This is a genomic window from Brevibacillus sp. NPDC058079 (genome assembly GCF_042885155.1).
In the GTDB taxonomy this organism is placed as follows: Bacteria; Bacillota; Bacilli; order Brevibacillales; family Brevibacillaceae; genus Brevibacillus.
In genome coordinates this window covers 178,222-193,708 of record NZ_JBHVSO010000001.1, presented here as the reverse complement: position 1 = coordinate 193,708, position 15,487 = coordinate 178,222, and the positions used below count along the sequence as shown (strand labels likewise).

Annotated in this window: 14 protein-coding genes and 2 other annotated features; of the genes, 5 read left to right on the top strand and 9 right to left on the bottom strand. The window is 46.2% G+C overall.

The window, feature by feature from the left end; translation table 11 throughout:
* Positions 1-20 precede the first annotated feature (20 nt).
* On the bottom strand, positions 21-281 hold the full coding sequence (locus ACFVS2_RS01005) for a hypothetical protein (protein ID WP_017247929.1): 261 nt from the start codon (positions 279-281) through the stop codon (positions 21-23).
* A gap of 102 nt (positions 282-383) precedes the next feature.
* Here ACFVS2_RS01005 and cax point away from each other — a divergent pair, with 102 nt between their 5' ends.
* A complete protein-coding gene (gene cax, locus ACFVS2_RS01000; protein ID WP_390229935.1) occupies positions 384-1,427 on the top strand; it encodes a calcium/proton exchanger in 1,044 nt (347 codons plus the stop codon).
* 56 nt (positions 1,428-1,483) lie between these two features.
* On the opposite strand, the gene ACFVS2_RS00995 is transcribed toward cax, so the two are convergent.
* The 5 genes from ACFVS2_RS00995 to ACFVS2_RS00975 all read right to left on the bottom strand — a co-directional run bounded on the left by ACFVS2_RS00995 (position 1,484) and on the right by ACFVS2_RS00975 (position 7,731).
* Complete coding sequence (locus tag ACFVS2_RS00995; RefSeq protein ID WP_390229932.1) at positions 1,484-2,818, bottom strand: sodium-dependent transporter; 1,335 nt, start codon at positions 2,816-2,818, stop codon at positions 1,484-1,486.
* Positions 2,819-2,880: 62 nt separating this feature from the next.
* Positions 2,881-3,117 (bottom strand) — a binding site (T-box leader).
* A 50-nt stretch (positions 3,118-3,167) separates the two neighbouring features.
* Positions 3,168-3,408: a binding site (T-box leader), on the bottom strand.
* Positions 3,409-3,516: 108 nt separating this feature from the next.
* Positions 3,517-3,798, bottom strand: coding sequence for an Fpa/YlaN family protein (locus ACFVS2_RS00990; protein WP_007725848.1), 282 nt, complete (start codon positions 3,796-3,798; stop codon positions 3,517-3,519).
* 93 nt (positions 3,799-3,891) lie between these two features.
* Entirely contained in the window at positions 3,892-4,824 is a 933-nt protein-coding gene (gene glsA, locus ACFVS2_RS00985; protein WP_007725853.1) for a glutaminase A, read from the bottom strand.
* Positions 4,825-4,902: 78 nt separating this feature from the next.
* Positions 4,903-6,072 (bottom strand): MalY/PatB family protein, encoded by a 1,170-nt coding sequence (locus ACFVS2_RS00980; RefSeq protein ID WP_390229928.1) that lies wholly within the window; start codon positions 6,070-6,072, stop codon positions 4,903-4,905.
* Between the two features lie 132 nt (positions 6,073-6,204).
* Complete coding sequence (locus tag ACFVS2_RS00975) at positions 6,205-7,731, bottom strand: AbgT family transporter (RefSeq protein ID WP_390229925.1); 1,527 nt, start codon at positions 7,729-7,731, stop codon at positions 6,205-6,207.
* A 406-nt stretch (positions 7,732-8,137) separates the two neighbouring features.
* Between ACFVS2_RS00975 and ACFVS2_RS00970 the strand changes: the two genes are divergently transcribed.
* Positions 8,138-8,641, top strand: a complete 504-nt coding sequence (locus tag ACFVS2_RS00970) for a molybdopterin-binding protein (protein WP_390229922.1) — start codon at positions 8,138-8,140, stop codon at positions 8,639-8,641.
* 82 nt (positions 8,642-8,723) lie between these two features.
* Here the strand turns inward: ACFVS2_RS00970 and sda are convergent, their stop codons facing one another.
* Both sda and ACFVS2_RS00960 read right to left on the bottom strand, forming a co-directional pair.
* Positions 8,724-8,861, bottom strand: a complete 138-nt coding sequence (gene sda / locus ACFVS2_RS00965; protein WP_007725857.1) for a sporulation histidine kinase inhibitor Sda — start codon at positions 8,859-8,861, stop codon at positions 8,724-8,726.
* 276 nt (positions 8,862-9,137) lie between these two features.
* Entirely contained in the window at positions 9,138-10,349 is a 1,212-nt protein-coding gene (locus tag ACFVS2_RS00960) for an ornithine--oxo-acid transaminase (RefSeq protein WP_007725858.1), read from the bottom strand.
* A gap of 196 nt (positions 10,350-10,545) precedes the next feature.
* Here ACFVS2_RS00960 and ACFVS2_RS00955 point away from each other — a divergent pair, with 196 nt between their 5' ends.
* The 3 genes from ACFVS2_RS00955 to ACFVS2_RS00945 all read left to right on the top strand — a co-directional run bounded on the left by ACFVS2_RS00955 (position 10,546) and on the right by ACFVS2_RS00945 (position 13,904).
* Complete coding sequence (locus tag ACFVS2_RS00955; protein ID WP_173620281.1) at positions 10,546-11,964, top strand: sigma-54 interaction domain-containing protein; 1,419 nt, start codon at positions 10,546-10,548, stop codon at positions 11,962-11,964.
* Between the two features lie 26 nt (positions 11,965-11,990).
* Positions 11,991-12,182: a hypothetical protein gene (locus tag ACFVS2_RS00950; protein ID WP_390229917.1), complete on the top strand. Its 192-nt coding sequence runs from the start codon at positions 11,991-11,993 to the stop codon at positions 12,180-12,182.
* Positions 12,183-12,515: 333 nt separating this feature from the next.
* A complete protein-coding gene (locus ACFVS2_RS00945; protein ID WP_390229914.1) occupies positions 12,516-13,904 on the top strand; it encodes an amino acid permease in 1,389 nt (462 codons plus the stop codon).
* Between the two features lie 282 nt (positions 13,905-14,186).
* Here the strand turns inward: ACFVS2_RS00945 and ACFVS2_RS00940 are convergent, their stop codons facing one another.
* Positions 14,187-15,404: an MDR family MFS transporter gene (locus ACFVS2_RS00940; protein ID WP_390229911.1), complete on the bottom strand. Its 1,218-nt coding sequence runs from the start codon at positions 15,402-15,404 to the stop codon at positions 14,187-14,189.
* Positions 15,405-15,487: the final 83 nt, after the last annotated feature.

Sequence of the window (15,487 nt, the reverse complement as noted above, 5' to 3'; positions counted from 1 at the left end):
CCTGTTTTCCTTTTCGAGTCTCATTTCGAACGCTGTGATTGCATATGCTGGGCCATTTTGACGAATCGCTCTTCCGGTTCTGTGGTCCCACAAACTCCACATTGTATCATGTAGTTCTCACCTTTGTACGGCTGGTGAAACATATCGAGCTGTTCTTGATGGAGTTCTGCTACGACTTCGCCTGACTGTGGGTCGAGTCTTATATAGCGAGGGGTCTGCTCGATGACAGTGAACCTCATCCGATTCGATTTACATGTCGGGCATAACAAAGGCTGGGTCATAAAAAACACCTCACTTTTCTTGTTCATGGTTAGTTTTGTCCAGAACAGGAACTCTATACCTATGAGGTTTTAGGGATGAGTAAAAACTGCTGAGGTGATGAAATGAACTTGAAACTCTTTTTTTCATTAGTAGGCGGGAGCATGCTGTTAGCTCTTTTCGCCCACTATTTTTCTGGAAATGAAATGTTCCAATTCGTCACGGCTTCTCTTGCCATCATTTTTTTGGCGGCTTGGCTCGGAAAATCGACAGAGAGCGTCGCCCATTATGCTGGGGACCGAATCGGCGGCTTTCTTAACGCTACCTTCGGAAATGCCGCAGAACTCATTATTGCCTTTTTTCTGGTGAAAGAAGGCTTGTTCGATATGGTCAAAGCCTCTATTACGGGTGCGATCATCGGAAATATGCTGTTGGTTCTTGGCTTGAGTACGTTACTGGGCGGTCTCAAGTACAAGGAACAAACCTTCAATAGCAGACTGGCAAGTCACAATGCTTCGCTGATGACACTTGCGATCGTCGCTTTGTTCATACCGGCCGTCTTCATGTTCGATTTGCCTATGATCAAGGTGGAGATCATCAGCATCGTCATCGCCAGCCTGCTCATCATTGCCTACATTTTGTGGCTCATCTTTTCAATGATTACACACAGCGATTTTTTATCGGATATCGAGCCACAAGAAAGTGATGCGGTTTGGTCAAAGGGTGTCTCACTCTTGATGCTTGCTGTCTCCACTTTTTTCGTTGCCGTTGTCTCGGAATGGCTGGTAGAGGGTGTACAGCATGTCTCCGAATCGTTAGGGTGGTCGGAGTTATTCGTCGGGGCTTTTGTCATTGCGATCATCGGGAATGCCGCAGAGCACAGCGCTGCCTTGCTTTTGGCACTAAAAGGACGCATCGGTGCAGCAGTCGAAATCGCGATCGGCTCCAGCTTGCAGATTGCCTTGTTCGTAGCCCCTACTCTCGTCATCATCAGTCTCTTGCTAGGCAATCCTATGGACATCGTGTTCACTACCTTTGAATTGGCTGCGATCGGAGTTGCTACCTTTATTACCATTTCCATCACGCGGGATGGCGCCACGAACTGGTTTGAAGGCGTACTTCTCTTGACGGTGTATGTTATTTTGGGTACAGTCTTTTTCTTCGCGTAGGGCTCAGGAACAAAACAAAGGCTTCGCCATCCTCTGTGGCGAAGCCTTTCGTTTTGTTACCAGATACCCAGCATTTGCAGGAAAACGGCGAGAATCGCGATAGGTGCTACATATTTAATCAGGAGCAGCCAAATGATAAACATGCGTTTGCCCAGAGTAGTATGTGCCTCCAGCTCGTTGATCAAGGTCTCACGCTTCATTTTCAGCGGAACAAAGATCGCAATGAGCAGCGCTCCCAATGGCATCAAGATATTACTGACCAAAAAGTCCATCGCATCAAAGATAGATTTGCCGAACAGCGTAACCTCGCTCCATACGCCGAATGACAAAGCCGACGGAACACCAACGATAAAAATCAACAGACCAATCACCCAAGCGAGACGTTTACGCTTCGTTTCGTCCCCCTTTGCAAGAGAAGCCACGATAATTTCCAGCATCGAAAAAGCCGAAGTCAATGTAGCGAAAAGGAAAAGAGCCAAAAAGATTAACAGAAAAATGCTACCGAAGGCAATTTGTTCAAACACAGAAGGCAGTACGATAAACAGTAATCCTGGTCCTGCTGTTGGTTCTACTCCAAGGGAGAAGACTGCAGGGAATATCGCCAAACCAGCAAACAGCGATACGAGCAGATTCAAACTGACAATCGATCCAGCAGAACGAACCAGACTTTCGTTTTTGGCAAGGTACGAGCTGTACGTGACCATGACGGACACCCCGACGCTCAGCGCGAAAAAGGATTGACCCAATGCGTACAGGATCGATTCAGCAGTCAGCTTGGAAAAATCAGGACTCAGAAAGAAGGAAACGCCCTCCATAGCCCCATCCAACGTCAAGGAACGAACCATCAATACCATGAATAAAAGGAACAAACCAGGCATCATGTACTTGTTAGCAGACTCAATTCCACTCTGTACGCCTCTCGCTACTACCCATGCGGTAATGAGCATGAAAACCAACTGGGCAACTACTGCACCAACAGGATCACCGATAACGTCACCAAATACTTTATCATAAGCTGGCCCTTGCAATTGACCAGTAAACCCGCGAAGAAGATAACTAAGAATCCAGCCTCCCACCACACTGTAAAAGGACAAGAGCAAGAAGCAGGTGATCACTCCAAGGCGACCAATCCAATGCCAGAGTGACCCAGGCGCAATTGTTTTATACGCACTGATCGCCTCTTTTTGTGTACTGCGTCCGATTGTGAATTCTCCTAGCAACAGCGGAAGACCAATTGCTAGCGTAAAGATGATGAATAGCAGAAAGAACGCTCCACCACCGCTCGTTCCAACCATATAAGGAAATTTCCAAATGGCCCCCAGTCCAATTGCCGAGCCTGCTGCTGCCAAGATGAAGCCGAGCCTGCTCGTCCATTGTTCGGCTTGTTTCATAGTTTTCAACCTCCAAAGATATTCTTTTATGCTCAAAAATGGATACAAAAAAACCCGCCCCAAAAAGGGACGAGTTATTATTTCTCGCGGTACCACCCTACTTAGACATCCCCAATTGGCGATGCCTCGCTTCGTCATTAATAACGGGAATGACCCGGACTCTCCTACTGGCGGCGCCTGCGTTCAGAGGTCAGCTCAAGAGTGAATTCTACGGGGCTTACATCAGGCTGCTCTCAGTCTATGGCAGCCTTCCCTGTCATGTAGCAGGTCCGTTTACTAGTCTCTTTCCTTGCTTGTTTCTATAATTCGATTGTTGGGCGTCTTGCGAAAATAAAAAAAACCCGTCCAAAAAAGGGACGAGTTATTCGCGGTACCACCCTGATTAAGTGCACGGGATACAGATTCCCTACGCACTTCTCTCCATCATTGATAACGGGAATGACCCGATTCCTCCTACTAGGCAAAAAGCCATTAAGAGGGCTGCTCAGGAGGGAATTCTACGGGGCGCGCTTCAAAGCTGCTTTCAGTCTAAGGCAGCTTCTCCCTGACAAGCGGTGATTCCGCATACTAGTCTCCGTCATTGCATTTCAAAATTAATAAAAAATTATAGACTTTAATTTAATATAAATATACGAAATAGGCAAGTACTTTTTCATTCAACAAAATGAAAAGCGAGGATAATCGCCGCTCTCCTCGCCTTACTTTTGATTAAACAGTTCATGAAGATGGGCCAATTTACGTTCCAATGAACCCATAATTTCTCGACCAATGTCTTCGCTAATCAGTCCTAAGCGGACCGCGTACTCTACTTCACGAGAAAGCCCGAACATTTGGGTATCCAGCACTTCTTCATACAGTGGGCACTGCGGCATGGTCAGGTTTTCCATCTGTACGTCGATCAGCTTGTAAATTTTGTCGGCGTCTGCTTGAAGCAACGCTAGCGCTTTTTGTTCCAGATCGGGAACCTTAATTTCTGTCAAAACCTATCCCTCCGTTTGCCTCCATCCTTATCATACATAGTACGCGATTCTGGGCCATTTGAAAAGGGGAGAAGACAGATCAACTGCAAGAAGCTAAAAGATACCAAGCTTCCACTCTTTTGAAAGCAGCTCCAACAGCTTGACACCAGCTACTGAATTTCCTTTATCATCCAAAGATGGACCGAACACACCAATCCCCATACGATGTGGCACTGTTGCCATAATACCGCCTGCAACCCCACTTTTCGCGGGGATTCCTACGTCAATCGCGAACTCACCAGAGGCATTGTACATCCCACAAGTCACCATGAAGGTCTTGCAGATTCGCGCTACTTCTTCTGGAATCACTCGCTCACCTGTATTCACGAGAATTCCGTCTGCTGCTAGCACCATCCCTAGTGTAGCTACTTCCTTCGCTGTCACTTCTATCGAGCAATGGCGAAAATACAGATCAAGCGTCTCTTCTACATCCGTTTCCAGAATGCCGCTGTCCTTTAGAAACCAAGCGAGGGCACGATTGCGATCAGCCGTTTTCTTTTCAGAACAATAAACAGCTTGATTGATAGAAAGATGAGGATTCCCCGTCATTTTCCGCATTAATGCCATCACAGCATCTAGCCGTTCGTCCACGTTGGCACCGCGAATCATGCCCGCAACCGCAATGGCTCCTGCATTGATCATCGGGTTCAGTGGTTTATGGGATTCGGTCGTCTCGAGCTTAATAATCGAATTAAACGGGTCTCCAGTTGGTTCTTTCCCCACATGCCGAAACACGTGTTCCTTCCCGTTCTGGCATAAGGCGACGATCAGAGAGAATATCTTGGAGATACTTTGCATCGAGAAAGGCACATCTGCATCACCAGCAGAAAGGATCGTCCCATCGGGCAAGCATACAGCCACTCCCAATTGATGTGGATCGACTTTTGCCAATTCAGGGATGTAGGAAGCAACACTCCCCTTGTTTGTATACTTAAGTGATTGGTTGCGTACTTGCTCCAATTGTTCGGACGCTTGTTTCAAATCCATCGAAAAACCCCTCAGTCTATTACGTCGATGTATACAGATTCGATTGTAGGTTTCTACATGGGACATGTCAAATTATCCCTACTTCTGCACGGCGTGCTCCAATCTTTCCATCGCTTCGACTAGAATCGATCTCGGGCAAGCAAAATTGATTCGCATAAACCCTGCACCATCCGGCCCAAACGTGGTGCCATCGTGTAAGCCAAGCTTTGCTTCCTCGCGAATGAGCTTGTTCAACTCCGCCTGACTACGTCCTAGCTGTCTAAAATCCATCCACCCCAAGTATGTCGCTTCTGGAATGGCCATGGATACCCCAGGAATACGAGTCGATAAAAACTCATGCACATAGGCTGCATTCTTACGTAAATAGATCAACAGTTCTTCCAGCCATGCTTCTCCATGTTGGTAGGCTGCGATCGTTGCTTCCATCCCAAACAGATTCAGATTCTCATAGCCCATTTTGGACGCTGTAATGGAGAAGTTCCGCAATAACTGCGGATTTTCTGTCATCAAATAGGAAGTATACAGACCAGCTAAATTAAACGTTTTGGCGGCTGATAGAAAGGTAACGCTCTGATTGGCTAATTCCGGTGCCAGCGAATAGTAAGGCGTATGAACATTCGGCTCATAGACCAAATCCGAATGAATCTCATCGGCAACCACAAGCACGCCATTTTCTACACACAACCTTCCCAAGCGCTCCAGCTCTTCTCTGGTCCATACTCGCCCGATCGGATTGTGCGGTGTGCAGAGCAGCATGAGCTTCACCCGCGGGTCGCTCAGCTTTTGTGCGAGATCATCCCAATTCATTTCATAACGGCCGTCACGCTCCAATAGTGGGCTGGTAACGACATGACGTCCGCGATTTTCGACTGCATGATAAAAAGGATGGTACACAGGCGTCTGGATCAAGACACCGTCTCCCGGGGCTGTATACGCCTCTACCGCTACGTGAATGCCGGGAACAACTCCAGGTATCCCTGTCATCCAACTCACTTCTACCTCTACACCAAATCGCTTGTGTATCCACTCTTTCAAGCTCTGGTAAAGGGCATTTGACTTTAAAGTGTATCCGTATATCGGGTGACTCGCTCGTTTGATCAGTGCCTCTGTGATTTCAGGAGCGCAAGCAAAATCCATATCCGCTACCCACAGCGGAAGCATTCCTTCACCATTCACTTTTGGATTCTGAATCTCCCATTTGACACTATCTGTCCCTCTGCGTTCGATGCGCTGATCAAAATCGTACACTTTCGTTCCCTCCCTTATTCCCTTCACATACATACACACAGCATAAACCGTCTTTTTCCAATTGTCCAAGCTTCTGGTGTACGAAAAAAAGAGCCGCCCTGATGAGCGACTCTCTTCTTACTAAAGAATAGATTAACGAGCGTATACGCCAGGACCAAATGGGAGATCCAGGAAGTACCACACTGTCAATTGCAAGATCCAAACCACCAGGAAAACGATTGCATACGGAGTCATGGTAGAGAAAATCGTTCCCATTCCTGCATTCTTATTATACTTCTGATAGAAAGCCAGGAAGAGCGGGATGTACGGATTCACAGGTGAGATCGTATTGGTTGCAGAGTCCGCAATCCGATAAGCGACTTGGATAAACGCCGGATTGTAATCTAACAGCATCAGCATTGGCATGAATACAGGTGCCAGGATCGCCCACAGCGCTGAACCACTCGTGATAAACAAGCTACAGATACCCGTGAAAAGTGTAAAGGCAATAATGATCGGCAAGCCCGTCAAGCCCATGTTTGTCATGACTTCTGCGCCATTGACAGCCATCAAAATACCAATGTTGCTCCAGTTAAAGAACGCGATGAACTGCGCTGCTGTAAACGCTAACACAATAAAGCCGGACATATCCTTGATTGCTTCGGACATGTAATGCGGAATGTCCTTCGATGTTTTAATCAGTCCCATTGCTCTACCGTATACAAACGATACGGTCACGAAGAACAACAGGATGATGGGAATGATCCCTTTCAAAAACGGTGATGTCAAGAAGTCACCTGTCTTTGGATCACGCAACAGTGAACCTTCTGGAACGACCAGCAATCCTACAATGACTACGAAAATCAACGCTGCGATACCCGCTTTACGCAGTGCTTTGTTTTCTTGAGGAGTTACTTCTTCGAATTGTACGTTTCGATCGCCGTGATACGTGCCAAGGCGTGGTTCGATAATTTTATCGGTAATCCATCCACCAATAAAAGCGAGGATGACAACGGAAGCTGACATGAAGAACCAGTTATCTACTGGTGTAACCATTGCATTCGGATCAATCGTTTTCGCTACTTCGGTACTGATCCCTGCCAAGAGAGCATCTGTACCGGCAATGAAAAAGTTCGCTGTAAAACCGGAGGATACACCAGCCATACCAGCTGCAAAACCTGCAATCGGGTGACGCCCCATTGCCAAGAACACAAGACCGCCAAGCGGAGGAATAATAACCATGGCTGCATCAGAAGCAAGATTTCCTAATATACCGACAAAGACAATTGCATAACTGACAACCGATGCCGGAATGCCTGCCATCATTTTGCGTAGAACAGTCGTCAAAAGACCGATTTTTTCTGCCAGTCCAATTCCAAGCGTCATCGCCAGAACGAGACCAAGTGCTGGAAATTCAATAAAGTTTTTCAGCATACTCGTTAAAATCCAGTGAATACCTTCGACGCTAAGCAAACTCTTAACCGCAACCTCTTCGCCTTTAGCAGGATGCATAACCGAAAAGTCCATGGCTGCGAGGATTGCTGAGACTACCATCAATACACCACACAAAATAATGAACAATACAAATGGATGCGGGAGCTTATTCCCTACCGTTTCAATCCATTTTAGGATACCTTTTTGCTTCATCAGATCTGCTTGCACATTCGTGCCTTTCGCCATAGTTTCGCCCCCTAAGTCGTTTGAATTCCCTGAATGTTTCTGCGGCTTTGCAACCATCCTCGGGATGAATGATGTGGTCTTCCTTCTCTAGCGCTCATCGCCGTTGATGGTTCAGCGGGAGAAAGACGAAGTGAGCTTCCCTTTTTTCGTGAAAGCCTTTCCAAGAATCGAAAGGCTTGTACACAATGCCTTTTATCTGACCCCAACTTTTTAGTAGGAACTCAAATATCATAGGCAAAGTTCACTCTCACATAATAACTTTCTAATATGATTATATAATCTACAAAATGCATGTCAATAATTTTTAGACTATTTTATGAAATTTTCGCTTTTTGGATAATTGCTGTCATTTGCGAGTCTATAGTAATATAGAGATTGACTACGAATGATCACGGAGGAATGACGTATGTCTGATGTTATCGTGTTCAAAGGGGCTATTGCTTTCCCCATTACATTGGATCCAACCGTTTGGGTTTTTGATGAACGCAAATTCGATCTGAAAACATACTCGGGCGAAGATGATAGCTCGCTAGCTACACAAGCAAAGTATTTGGCTGGCACGGGGACGCAGTGGGATAAGGAATTGCGCGAGGGGGCTACGCTTCCTTCCGAACGAAAAAGCTTAGCAGAAGAACGTAAAGTGCTCGAAGGCGATTACGGAATCCGTCTCGATCCCTTCATTACAAACGCTGAGCCCCTACCAGAGGTGACTCATGTCCGTCTTCACCGCGGGGATCAGGAAGCAATCGTTCTTCCACTTGCTGAGGCAAGAAGAGCCATCCTACAATTCTCCAAAGACGGCAAGCCTATTAAAGAAGATGGTCCTGTGTACTTATATTTGCCGGAAGTGTTGCTGGCAAATGAAGCACCGATCAAAGGAATTACCGCTTTGGAGTTTATTACCAAGTAAGCGTAAGATAACAAAAGCCATCCTCCTTCGATAAAAGAGGATGGCTTTTGCCATATGTTACGTATGTGTGATAATTTTGCTCTTAGGCGCTGAACTGCGTGATACGGATATTCCGATGCTGTAGTTCTTCGCGAAGCAATTCGATAAAAGCTGCATCTAGTTGAAGGTCGACAGCTCGATGATATACTTCTATCAACATTTGGTCACTTAAGTATTTCACCTTTGCTCACCTCCATCTCTCATATGAGCCCATTGTAACAGATGCATTTGTATCGAACAATCGTTCGGATATCCACAAGCAATGTGGACATCTTGTTGGTAACATGTGGGTAAATTGTGTGTAACTTATAAGTATCCAAGCATTTCCTTTGTGGATGTTTTCTTCCATTTATCCACAGTCAGTCGAAAATTGTCGAACGAATGATGTGACTATTCTGTCATAAAGAACCCTCAAGAAAAAAAGCCACCCTGTACAGGATGGCTTTTGTCGTTGCTATTATGCGTTTGCAGCTTCTGTCACGTGCAGAACTTGCTTGATGCGATCAATTGCCCAATCCAGATCTTCTTTGCTGATGACGAGTGGCGGTGCAAAGCGAATGGTTGTCTCATGTGTTTCTTTGCACAGGAGTCCCAGTTCTTTTAGTTTTTCGCAATATGGACGAGCCGCTGTTGTCAGCTCCAAACCAATGAACAGACCGCGACCGCGAATTTCCTTGATGATTGGGTTGTTGATTTCTTTCAATTTCTCCATGAAGTATGCGCCCATTTCCAGGGAGCGCTGTACAAGACCTTCGTCAGCCAATACATCCATAGCTGCAACAGCAACTGCACATCCTAGTGGATTTCCGCCAAAGGTAGAACCGTGGGAGCCTGGCTCAAACACGCTCAAGATTTCTTTATCTGCTGCTACTGCGGAGATTGGGAACACGCCACCGCCAAGAGCTTTCCCCATGACGTACATGTCTGGTACTACATCTTCCCAATCGCTGGCAAACATTTTACCTGTGCGACCGAAGCCCGTTTGAATCTCATCGCTGACCAAGAGTACATTGTTTGCTTTACATACCTCTTGTGCTTGCTTCAAGTAGCCCTCCTGCGGAATGATGATGCCTGCTTCCCCTTGGATTGGCTCCAGCATGAATGCTGCTGTATTCGGTGTAATCGCTTGCTTAAGCGCTTCGATATCGCCATAAGGAATGATTTTGAAACCAGGCGTGAATGGTCCAAAGCCACGTCTGTACTCTTCTGCAGAAGAGAAGGAAGTTACTGTGACAGTACGACCATGGAAGTTGCCTTCACATACGATGATTTCTGCTTGGTTCTCTGGTACTTTTTTCACGTCATAAGCCCAGCGACGAACCGCTTTGAGTGCTGTCTCTACTGCTTCTGCACCAGTGTTCATTGGCAGGATCATTTCTTTTCCTGTCACGGCAGAGAGCTTTTCGTAAAATTCACCCAGTTGGTCATTGTAAAAAGCTCGGGAAGTGAGCGTTACTTTATCTGCTTGATCTTTCAGAGCTTGGATGATACGTGGATGACGATGCCCTTGGTTCAGCGCAGAATATGCACTCAGCATATCCAGATATTTATTGCCTTCCGGATCGTGTACCCATACGCCTTCTGCTTTGGAAATAACGATCGGTAGCGGATGATAGTTGTGCGCACCAAATTTTTCTGTTTGTTCAATAACCACGTTTGTTTTACTCATGTCGTTAGCCTCCTTCAAGATCACTTGCTAAAATTATCTAGCAAGAACGATGCCAAATAGGAAAACCCCACAAAGTCGGTCCAATCCGATCAGACAAGCAAAAAAATTTTGCATCTCGCATTCATATTCCTTTGCAGTGCATAATGTTTTTGCACTCATTCCCTTTATGCTATGATACCCTCATAAGGAAAGGCTGGTGACCACGGTGTCGTCTTCTACGCATAATTCTTCAGCTGACACTCTCTTGCGCATTTATGAACATATTTTGGACAGAATGAATGAAGGTGTACATGTCATCGATTCGGACGGAACGACGATTGTCTACAATTCCAAAATGACCGAGCTGGAATCGATGACCAGACAAAACGTTTTGCACAAACCTTTAGCAGAGGTTTTTCAGTTCCCGTCTGGACAGGAAAGTACCTTGCTCACATGCTTGCGTACCGGAAATAGCATTCGCAATACACGCCAAACGTATTTCAATGACAAGCAAAAAGAAATTTCAACCATTAACCATACGTACCCCATCATTGAAAAAGGCAAGATCATCGGCGCAATGGAAATCGCAAATGATGTTACCAAAATGGAACGATTGATCAGAGAAAACCTGCTGCAAAAAAACGGGTCACGCTACACATTCGAGCACATTATCGGGAGAAGCGGTCCTATTCTCGATGTCATAGAGAATGCCAAACGCGCAGCACGCACCTCCTCATCCGTATTGGTAGTCGGTGAAACTGGTGCCGGGAAAGAGCTGTTCGTGCAAAGCATTCATAATGCCAGTCTGCGTGCTTCTGGTCCCCTTATTTCACAAAACTGCGCTGCGCTTCCGGATAGCCTGATCGAAGGGCTTTTGTTTGGAACTGCTCGCGGAGCATTTACCGGCGCAGTGGAGCGACCTGGATTGTTTGAGCAAGCGGAAGGCGGAACACTTTTTCTCGATGAAATCAACTCGCTTAGTATGCCACTCCAGGCAAAATTGTTGCGTGCTCTGCAAGAGAAGTCGATTAGACGTATTGGTGACACAAAGGATCGGTCGATCGATGTGCGAATCATTGCCGCTATCAATGAAGATCCTGTTGAGGCAATCGCCAATTCGCATTTGCGAAAAGACTTGTACTATCGACTCGGCGTCGTCACGTTATTTCTCCCCCCGCTTCGGGAACGTAAGGAAGATATTTCGATGCTGGTCAGCCATTTTATCGAGAAATACAATGAGCTGTTCCAAATGGAAGTAAGAGGCATCAGTGACGAGGTTCTGCAATTTTTTATCCAGCATGACTGGCCTGGGAATGTGCGAGAACTTCAACACTTGATTGAGGGGGCCATGAATCTGATGATTGACGAATCAACCATCCGCTATGAACACTTGCCTTTGCACTTTTTGCGTCGTACGCCAGCCGCTTCCGTAACGATCGAGCAACCCTCCCCTCATACATTGCCTTTTGTGGATGAAGGAAAGCCATTGAAGGAAACCATGCAAGAATTTGAAACAGCATATATTCACCATGTTGTGGAACGCTATAACGGAAATATTTCACGAGCAGCCAAGGAATTGCAAATTAGTCGTCAGAGCTTGCAATATCGTTTGCGTAAGCTGGGGATTAAGGGATAAAGAGTACCTTTTAAGAGCATTCTGGTTTGAGTCAACGTAGTGGAGGAGAAGAAAAAGCACAGTTCTCTTCGACTCTGACACGCCCGCAAGTGGGAATCACTGTCCGTCTCCATTTCCAAAAGGGGACCGTCGAGCCAAAGCCACCGTACGGGCGAAAGTTTCTCGAGGAAGAAGTGTTCGACAAGCGTGGTCCCCTTTTTGAAGTTCCGACTGGGTAGGCATTGTCAAGGTCTACGAGCCCTGCACTTTTTCTTCTCACTAGTTTTGTTGGTTCATCGTTACCTTTTAATAATTGCTGGTCATCTCATTAGATGTTTTCTATCAGTCCAGTTTTCACCTTATCTTTTTTAATAAACGCCAAGAGATTTGGCGTTTTTTTAATTATTTTGCATCAACTGCCGAAACATTTTGCGCTTTTTGCCAGTATATACCTCAAAAATAATATTTTCATAAAGTATTTCGTTTGGTATCATTCTTGCAGAGCATATATCGCTATCGCGCCTGAAAACGCATACATCCATTTAACATACTCGCGTGAAGGAGAGGGTTATATGTCCACAAGCAACATGGAACAGCACAATCAATTGAAACGCACAATGAACAGCAGACACCTCTTTATGATTTCTCTTGGCGGCGTAATCGGAACCGGGTTATTCCTCGGATCAGGTTATACAATTAGTCAGGCAGGACCAGTTGGTGCCATTCTCTCCTATTTAGTCGGCGGCTTTATCATGTACCTGACTATGCTATGTCTGGGCGAGCTGACAGTTGCCATGCCAGTGGCCGGTTCGTTCCAAACATATATGACCCGCTTTGTTAGCCCAGCACTTGGGTTTGGTGTAGGCTGGTTGTATTGGCTTGGTTGGGCCGTGACCGTTGCTTTAGAGTTGTTGTCATCAGGATTGCTGATGCAACGTTGGTTCCCTGACTCACCTGTTTGGATGTGGTGCGCGATCTTTGGTGTAGTGCTCTTCTTATTAAATGCTTTATCTGCTCGAGCGTTCGGTGAATCTGAGTTCTGGTTTTCCAGTATTAAAGTAAGCGCTATCATCTTGTTCATCATCTTGGGTGGAGCCGCGATGTTTGGCTTCATCGACCTGAAAAACGGTCAGCCTGCGCCAATGCTCACCAACTTTACAGAAAGCCCGCTTCTCCCCTTTGGAATCACAGGCTTGCTGATGACGATGATCACCGTGAACTTCTCCTTCCAAGGTACCGAGCTGATCGGGATTGCCGCTGGAGAAAGTGAGAATCCAGAGCAGACGATTCCGAAGGCCATTCGTACGACGGTTTGGCGTACACTCGTTTTCTTCATTCTGGCGATTGCTATCGTGGCAGGGATGATTCCACACCAACAGGCGGGTGTAATTGAAAGTCCGTTTGTCGCCGTATTTGACAGTATTGGAATTCCTTATGCCGCTGACATCATGAACTTCGTTGTCTTGACAGCACTTCTGTCTGTGGCTAACTCTGGTTTGTACGCAGCAACTCGTATGCTTTACTCCCTGTCCAAAGAAGGAATGGCTTCGAAAAAGCTTGGGGCCGTAAATGGAAAAGGGATTCCGATGAACGCTTTGTTGATTACGTTTGCAATTGCTCTCTTGTCTCTTCTGTCCGGTATTTTTGCAGAAGATACGGTGTTCATGGTACTGTTGTCAATCGCTGGTCTCGGCGCACAGGTGGGTTGGATCTCCATCTCTGCTTCGCAGCTGGCTTTCCGTCGCCATTACCTGAAAAATGGAGGCAAGTTGGAGGACCTGAAGTTCCGTACACCTTTGTACCCTATACTGCCTTTGATTTCCTTGATCCTGAACTTGCTTGTTCTCGTGAGTTTGGCATTCGATCCAGAGCAGCGCATCGCCTTGTACTGCGGAGTTCCGTTCATGATCATTGCGATATGCGTGTATCAATTCCATTTTAAAAAGAAAATCGAAGCGTAATTCAAAAAGAAAAGCTTGCTGCCCCCTCTTCAAGAAGGGACTGCAAGCTTTTCATGTTTTATATGTGATGCGATAGGCTTGGCAATACTACAATGAGATTCGGACAATTTCCGTAACGACTACCATGGCAAAAACTGCAAATCCAAGGGAACTCGTTACCAGCAACATGCGCTTTAGCTTTTTCATATCTTCCATAAAAATTCCCTCACTTTCTTGCGCCAATCATCTCTATCGTTATATACGTTTGAACGATGGAAAATGTTTCATTTCGCCTAAAAATATTTATGAGCGAGCTATTTTCTTAAGATCATTCCCGATTTGTCCGGTTTGTTGTTCCATGCGATGCAGCATCCAGGCCACCCAAAACCCGATGACCAAACAAATGGTCCACGGCAGCCACGGCGTTTGCAAGCGCAGCCCTACATCGTACACCCATCCTCCTGCTATTTGTCCGAATGAACCCCCGATGGCAATCGAATACCCGTTGAAGCCGTAATAGGCGCCCACCAAGTCCTTGGGAGCAAAACGAGGAACGACATCGACCAGATTCGGAACAGCAATCATGGTACCCAGTGCAAAAAGGAACACATCCAAGAGAATGAGCCACAATGAATCGGCAAACGTGAACAAAAATAGTCCCACACTCATAAACAACGTCCCGATGCCAATTAAGGTAAGCCTTTGCTGATAACTCTCCAGCAATTGTGTCACTTTCATTTGAAATAAGATTACAAACAGCGAGAGCGCAGAAAGCACGATTCCTACATTCACCTTGCTATGCGTAACATTTTCAACAAACAGCGGAATCGTTAAAAACACCTGCATATTCAAATAATAATACCCCATCAAAATAAAGGTATATCGTACAAACAGCTTGTCCTTCACTACCGTGGACATACTTTCCCATATACTATGCCGCGTATTTGTGGCGCGAATCGGTGGGAATAAAAAGAAAATCACGATTGTATTCACTCCGAAGACGGCCCCTGCAAACAACGAAATGTACGTAAAATCAATAGCCGAGAGTGCTGTCCCCACGATTTGGGAACCGACAACCGCAATATTGCCAAGCACATTGCGAAGGGAGAATACTTCTTTTCGGATGGCCTCAGGTGTAATAATCGCATAGGCAGCAGAGCAAGCAGGCTCAAACAACGCCCCACCCAATCCGGAAAGAATCGCGGCAACAAAAAAGTGCCATGTCTCGGTACAAAAAGCGAACATCGCAAAACCAACAGCACGTACGCCTAATCCGAGGAACATCGCCCCTTTGTATCCGAAGGCATCCGCGATCACACCGCCTATAAAAGCAAGACCTTGCTGGGAGAACTGTCTAACACTCAGGACTATCCCTGCCATCGCCAGTGTCCAGCCGATGCTACCCGTCAAATACAAAGTGAGATACGGGATTAATGCATAAAAGCCCATATTCATCATAAAAGATGTGCTTAACAAGAGCTTCACTGAAAAGGGCGTTTCTCGCCACCATTCCCACTTCATCCCAATACCCCTCGCTCTCCCGATAGCCCGCATGAAATAAGGATATCCCCAGCTTAGCGAACAGGGTATAATTTGGGAAACGA

What these genes read in the sequence shown, in the direction of transcription:
- ACFVS2_RS00970 (WP_390229922.1), top strand. Translation starts at nt 8,138, where the DNA reads ATGTCTGATGTTATCGTGTTCAAAGGGGCTATTGCTTTCCCCATTACA.
- cax (WP_390229935.1), top strand. Translation starts at nt 384, where the DNA reads ATGAACTTGAAACTCTTTTTTTCATTAGTAGGCGGGAGCATGCTGTTA.
- ACFVS2_RS00960 (WP_007725858.1), bottom strand. Translation starts at nt 10,349, where the DNA reads ATGAGTAAAACAAACGTGGTTATTGAACAAACAGAAAAATTTGGTGCG.
- ACFVS2_RS00975 (WP_390229925.1), bottom strand. Translation starts at nt 7,731, where the DNA reads ATGGCGAAAGGCACGAATGTGCAAGCAGATCTGATGAAGCAAAAAGGT.
- ACFVS2_RS00945 (WP_390229914.1), top strand. Translation starts at nt 12,516, where the DNA reads ATGTCCACAAGCAACATGGAACAGCACAATCAATTGAAACGCACAATG.
- glsA (WP_007725853.1), bottom strand. Translation starts at nt 4,824, where the DNA reads ATGGATTTGAAACAAGCGTCCGAACAATTGGAGCAAGTACGCAACCAA.
- ACFVS2_RS01005 (WP_017247929.1), bottom strand. Translation starts at nt 281, where the DNA reads ATGACCCAGCCTTTGTTATGCCCGACATGTAAATCGAATCGGATGAGG.
- ACFVS2_RS00940 (WP_390229911.1), bottom strand. Translation starts at nt 15,404, where the DNA reads ATGAAGTGGGAATGGTGGCGAGAAACGCCCTTTTCAGTGAAGCTCTTG.
- ACFVS2_RS00995 (WP_390229932.1), bottom strand. Translation starts at nt 2,818, where the DNA reads ATGAAACAAGCCGAACAATGGACGAGCAGGCTCGGCTTCATCTTGGCA.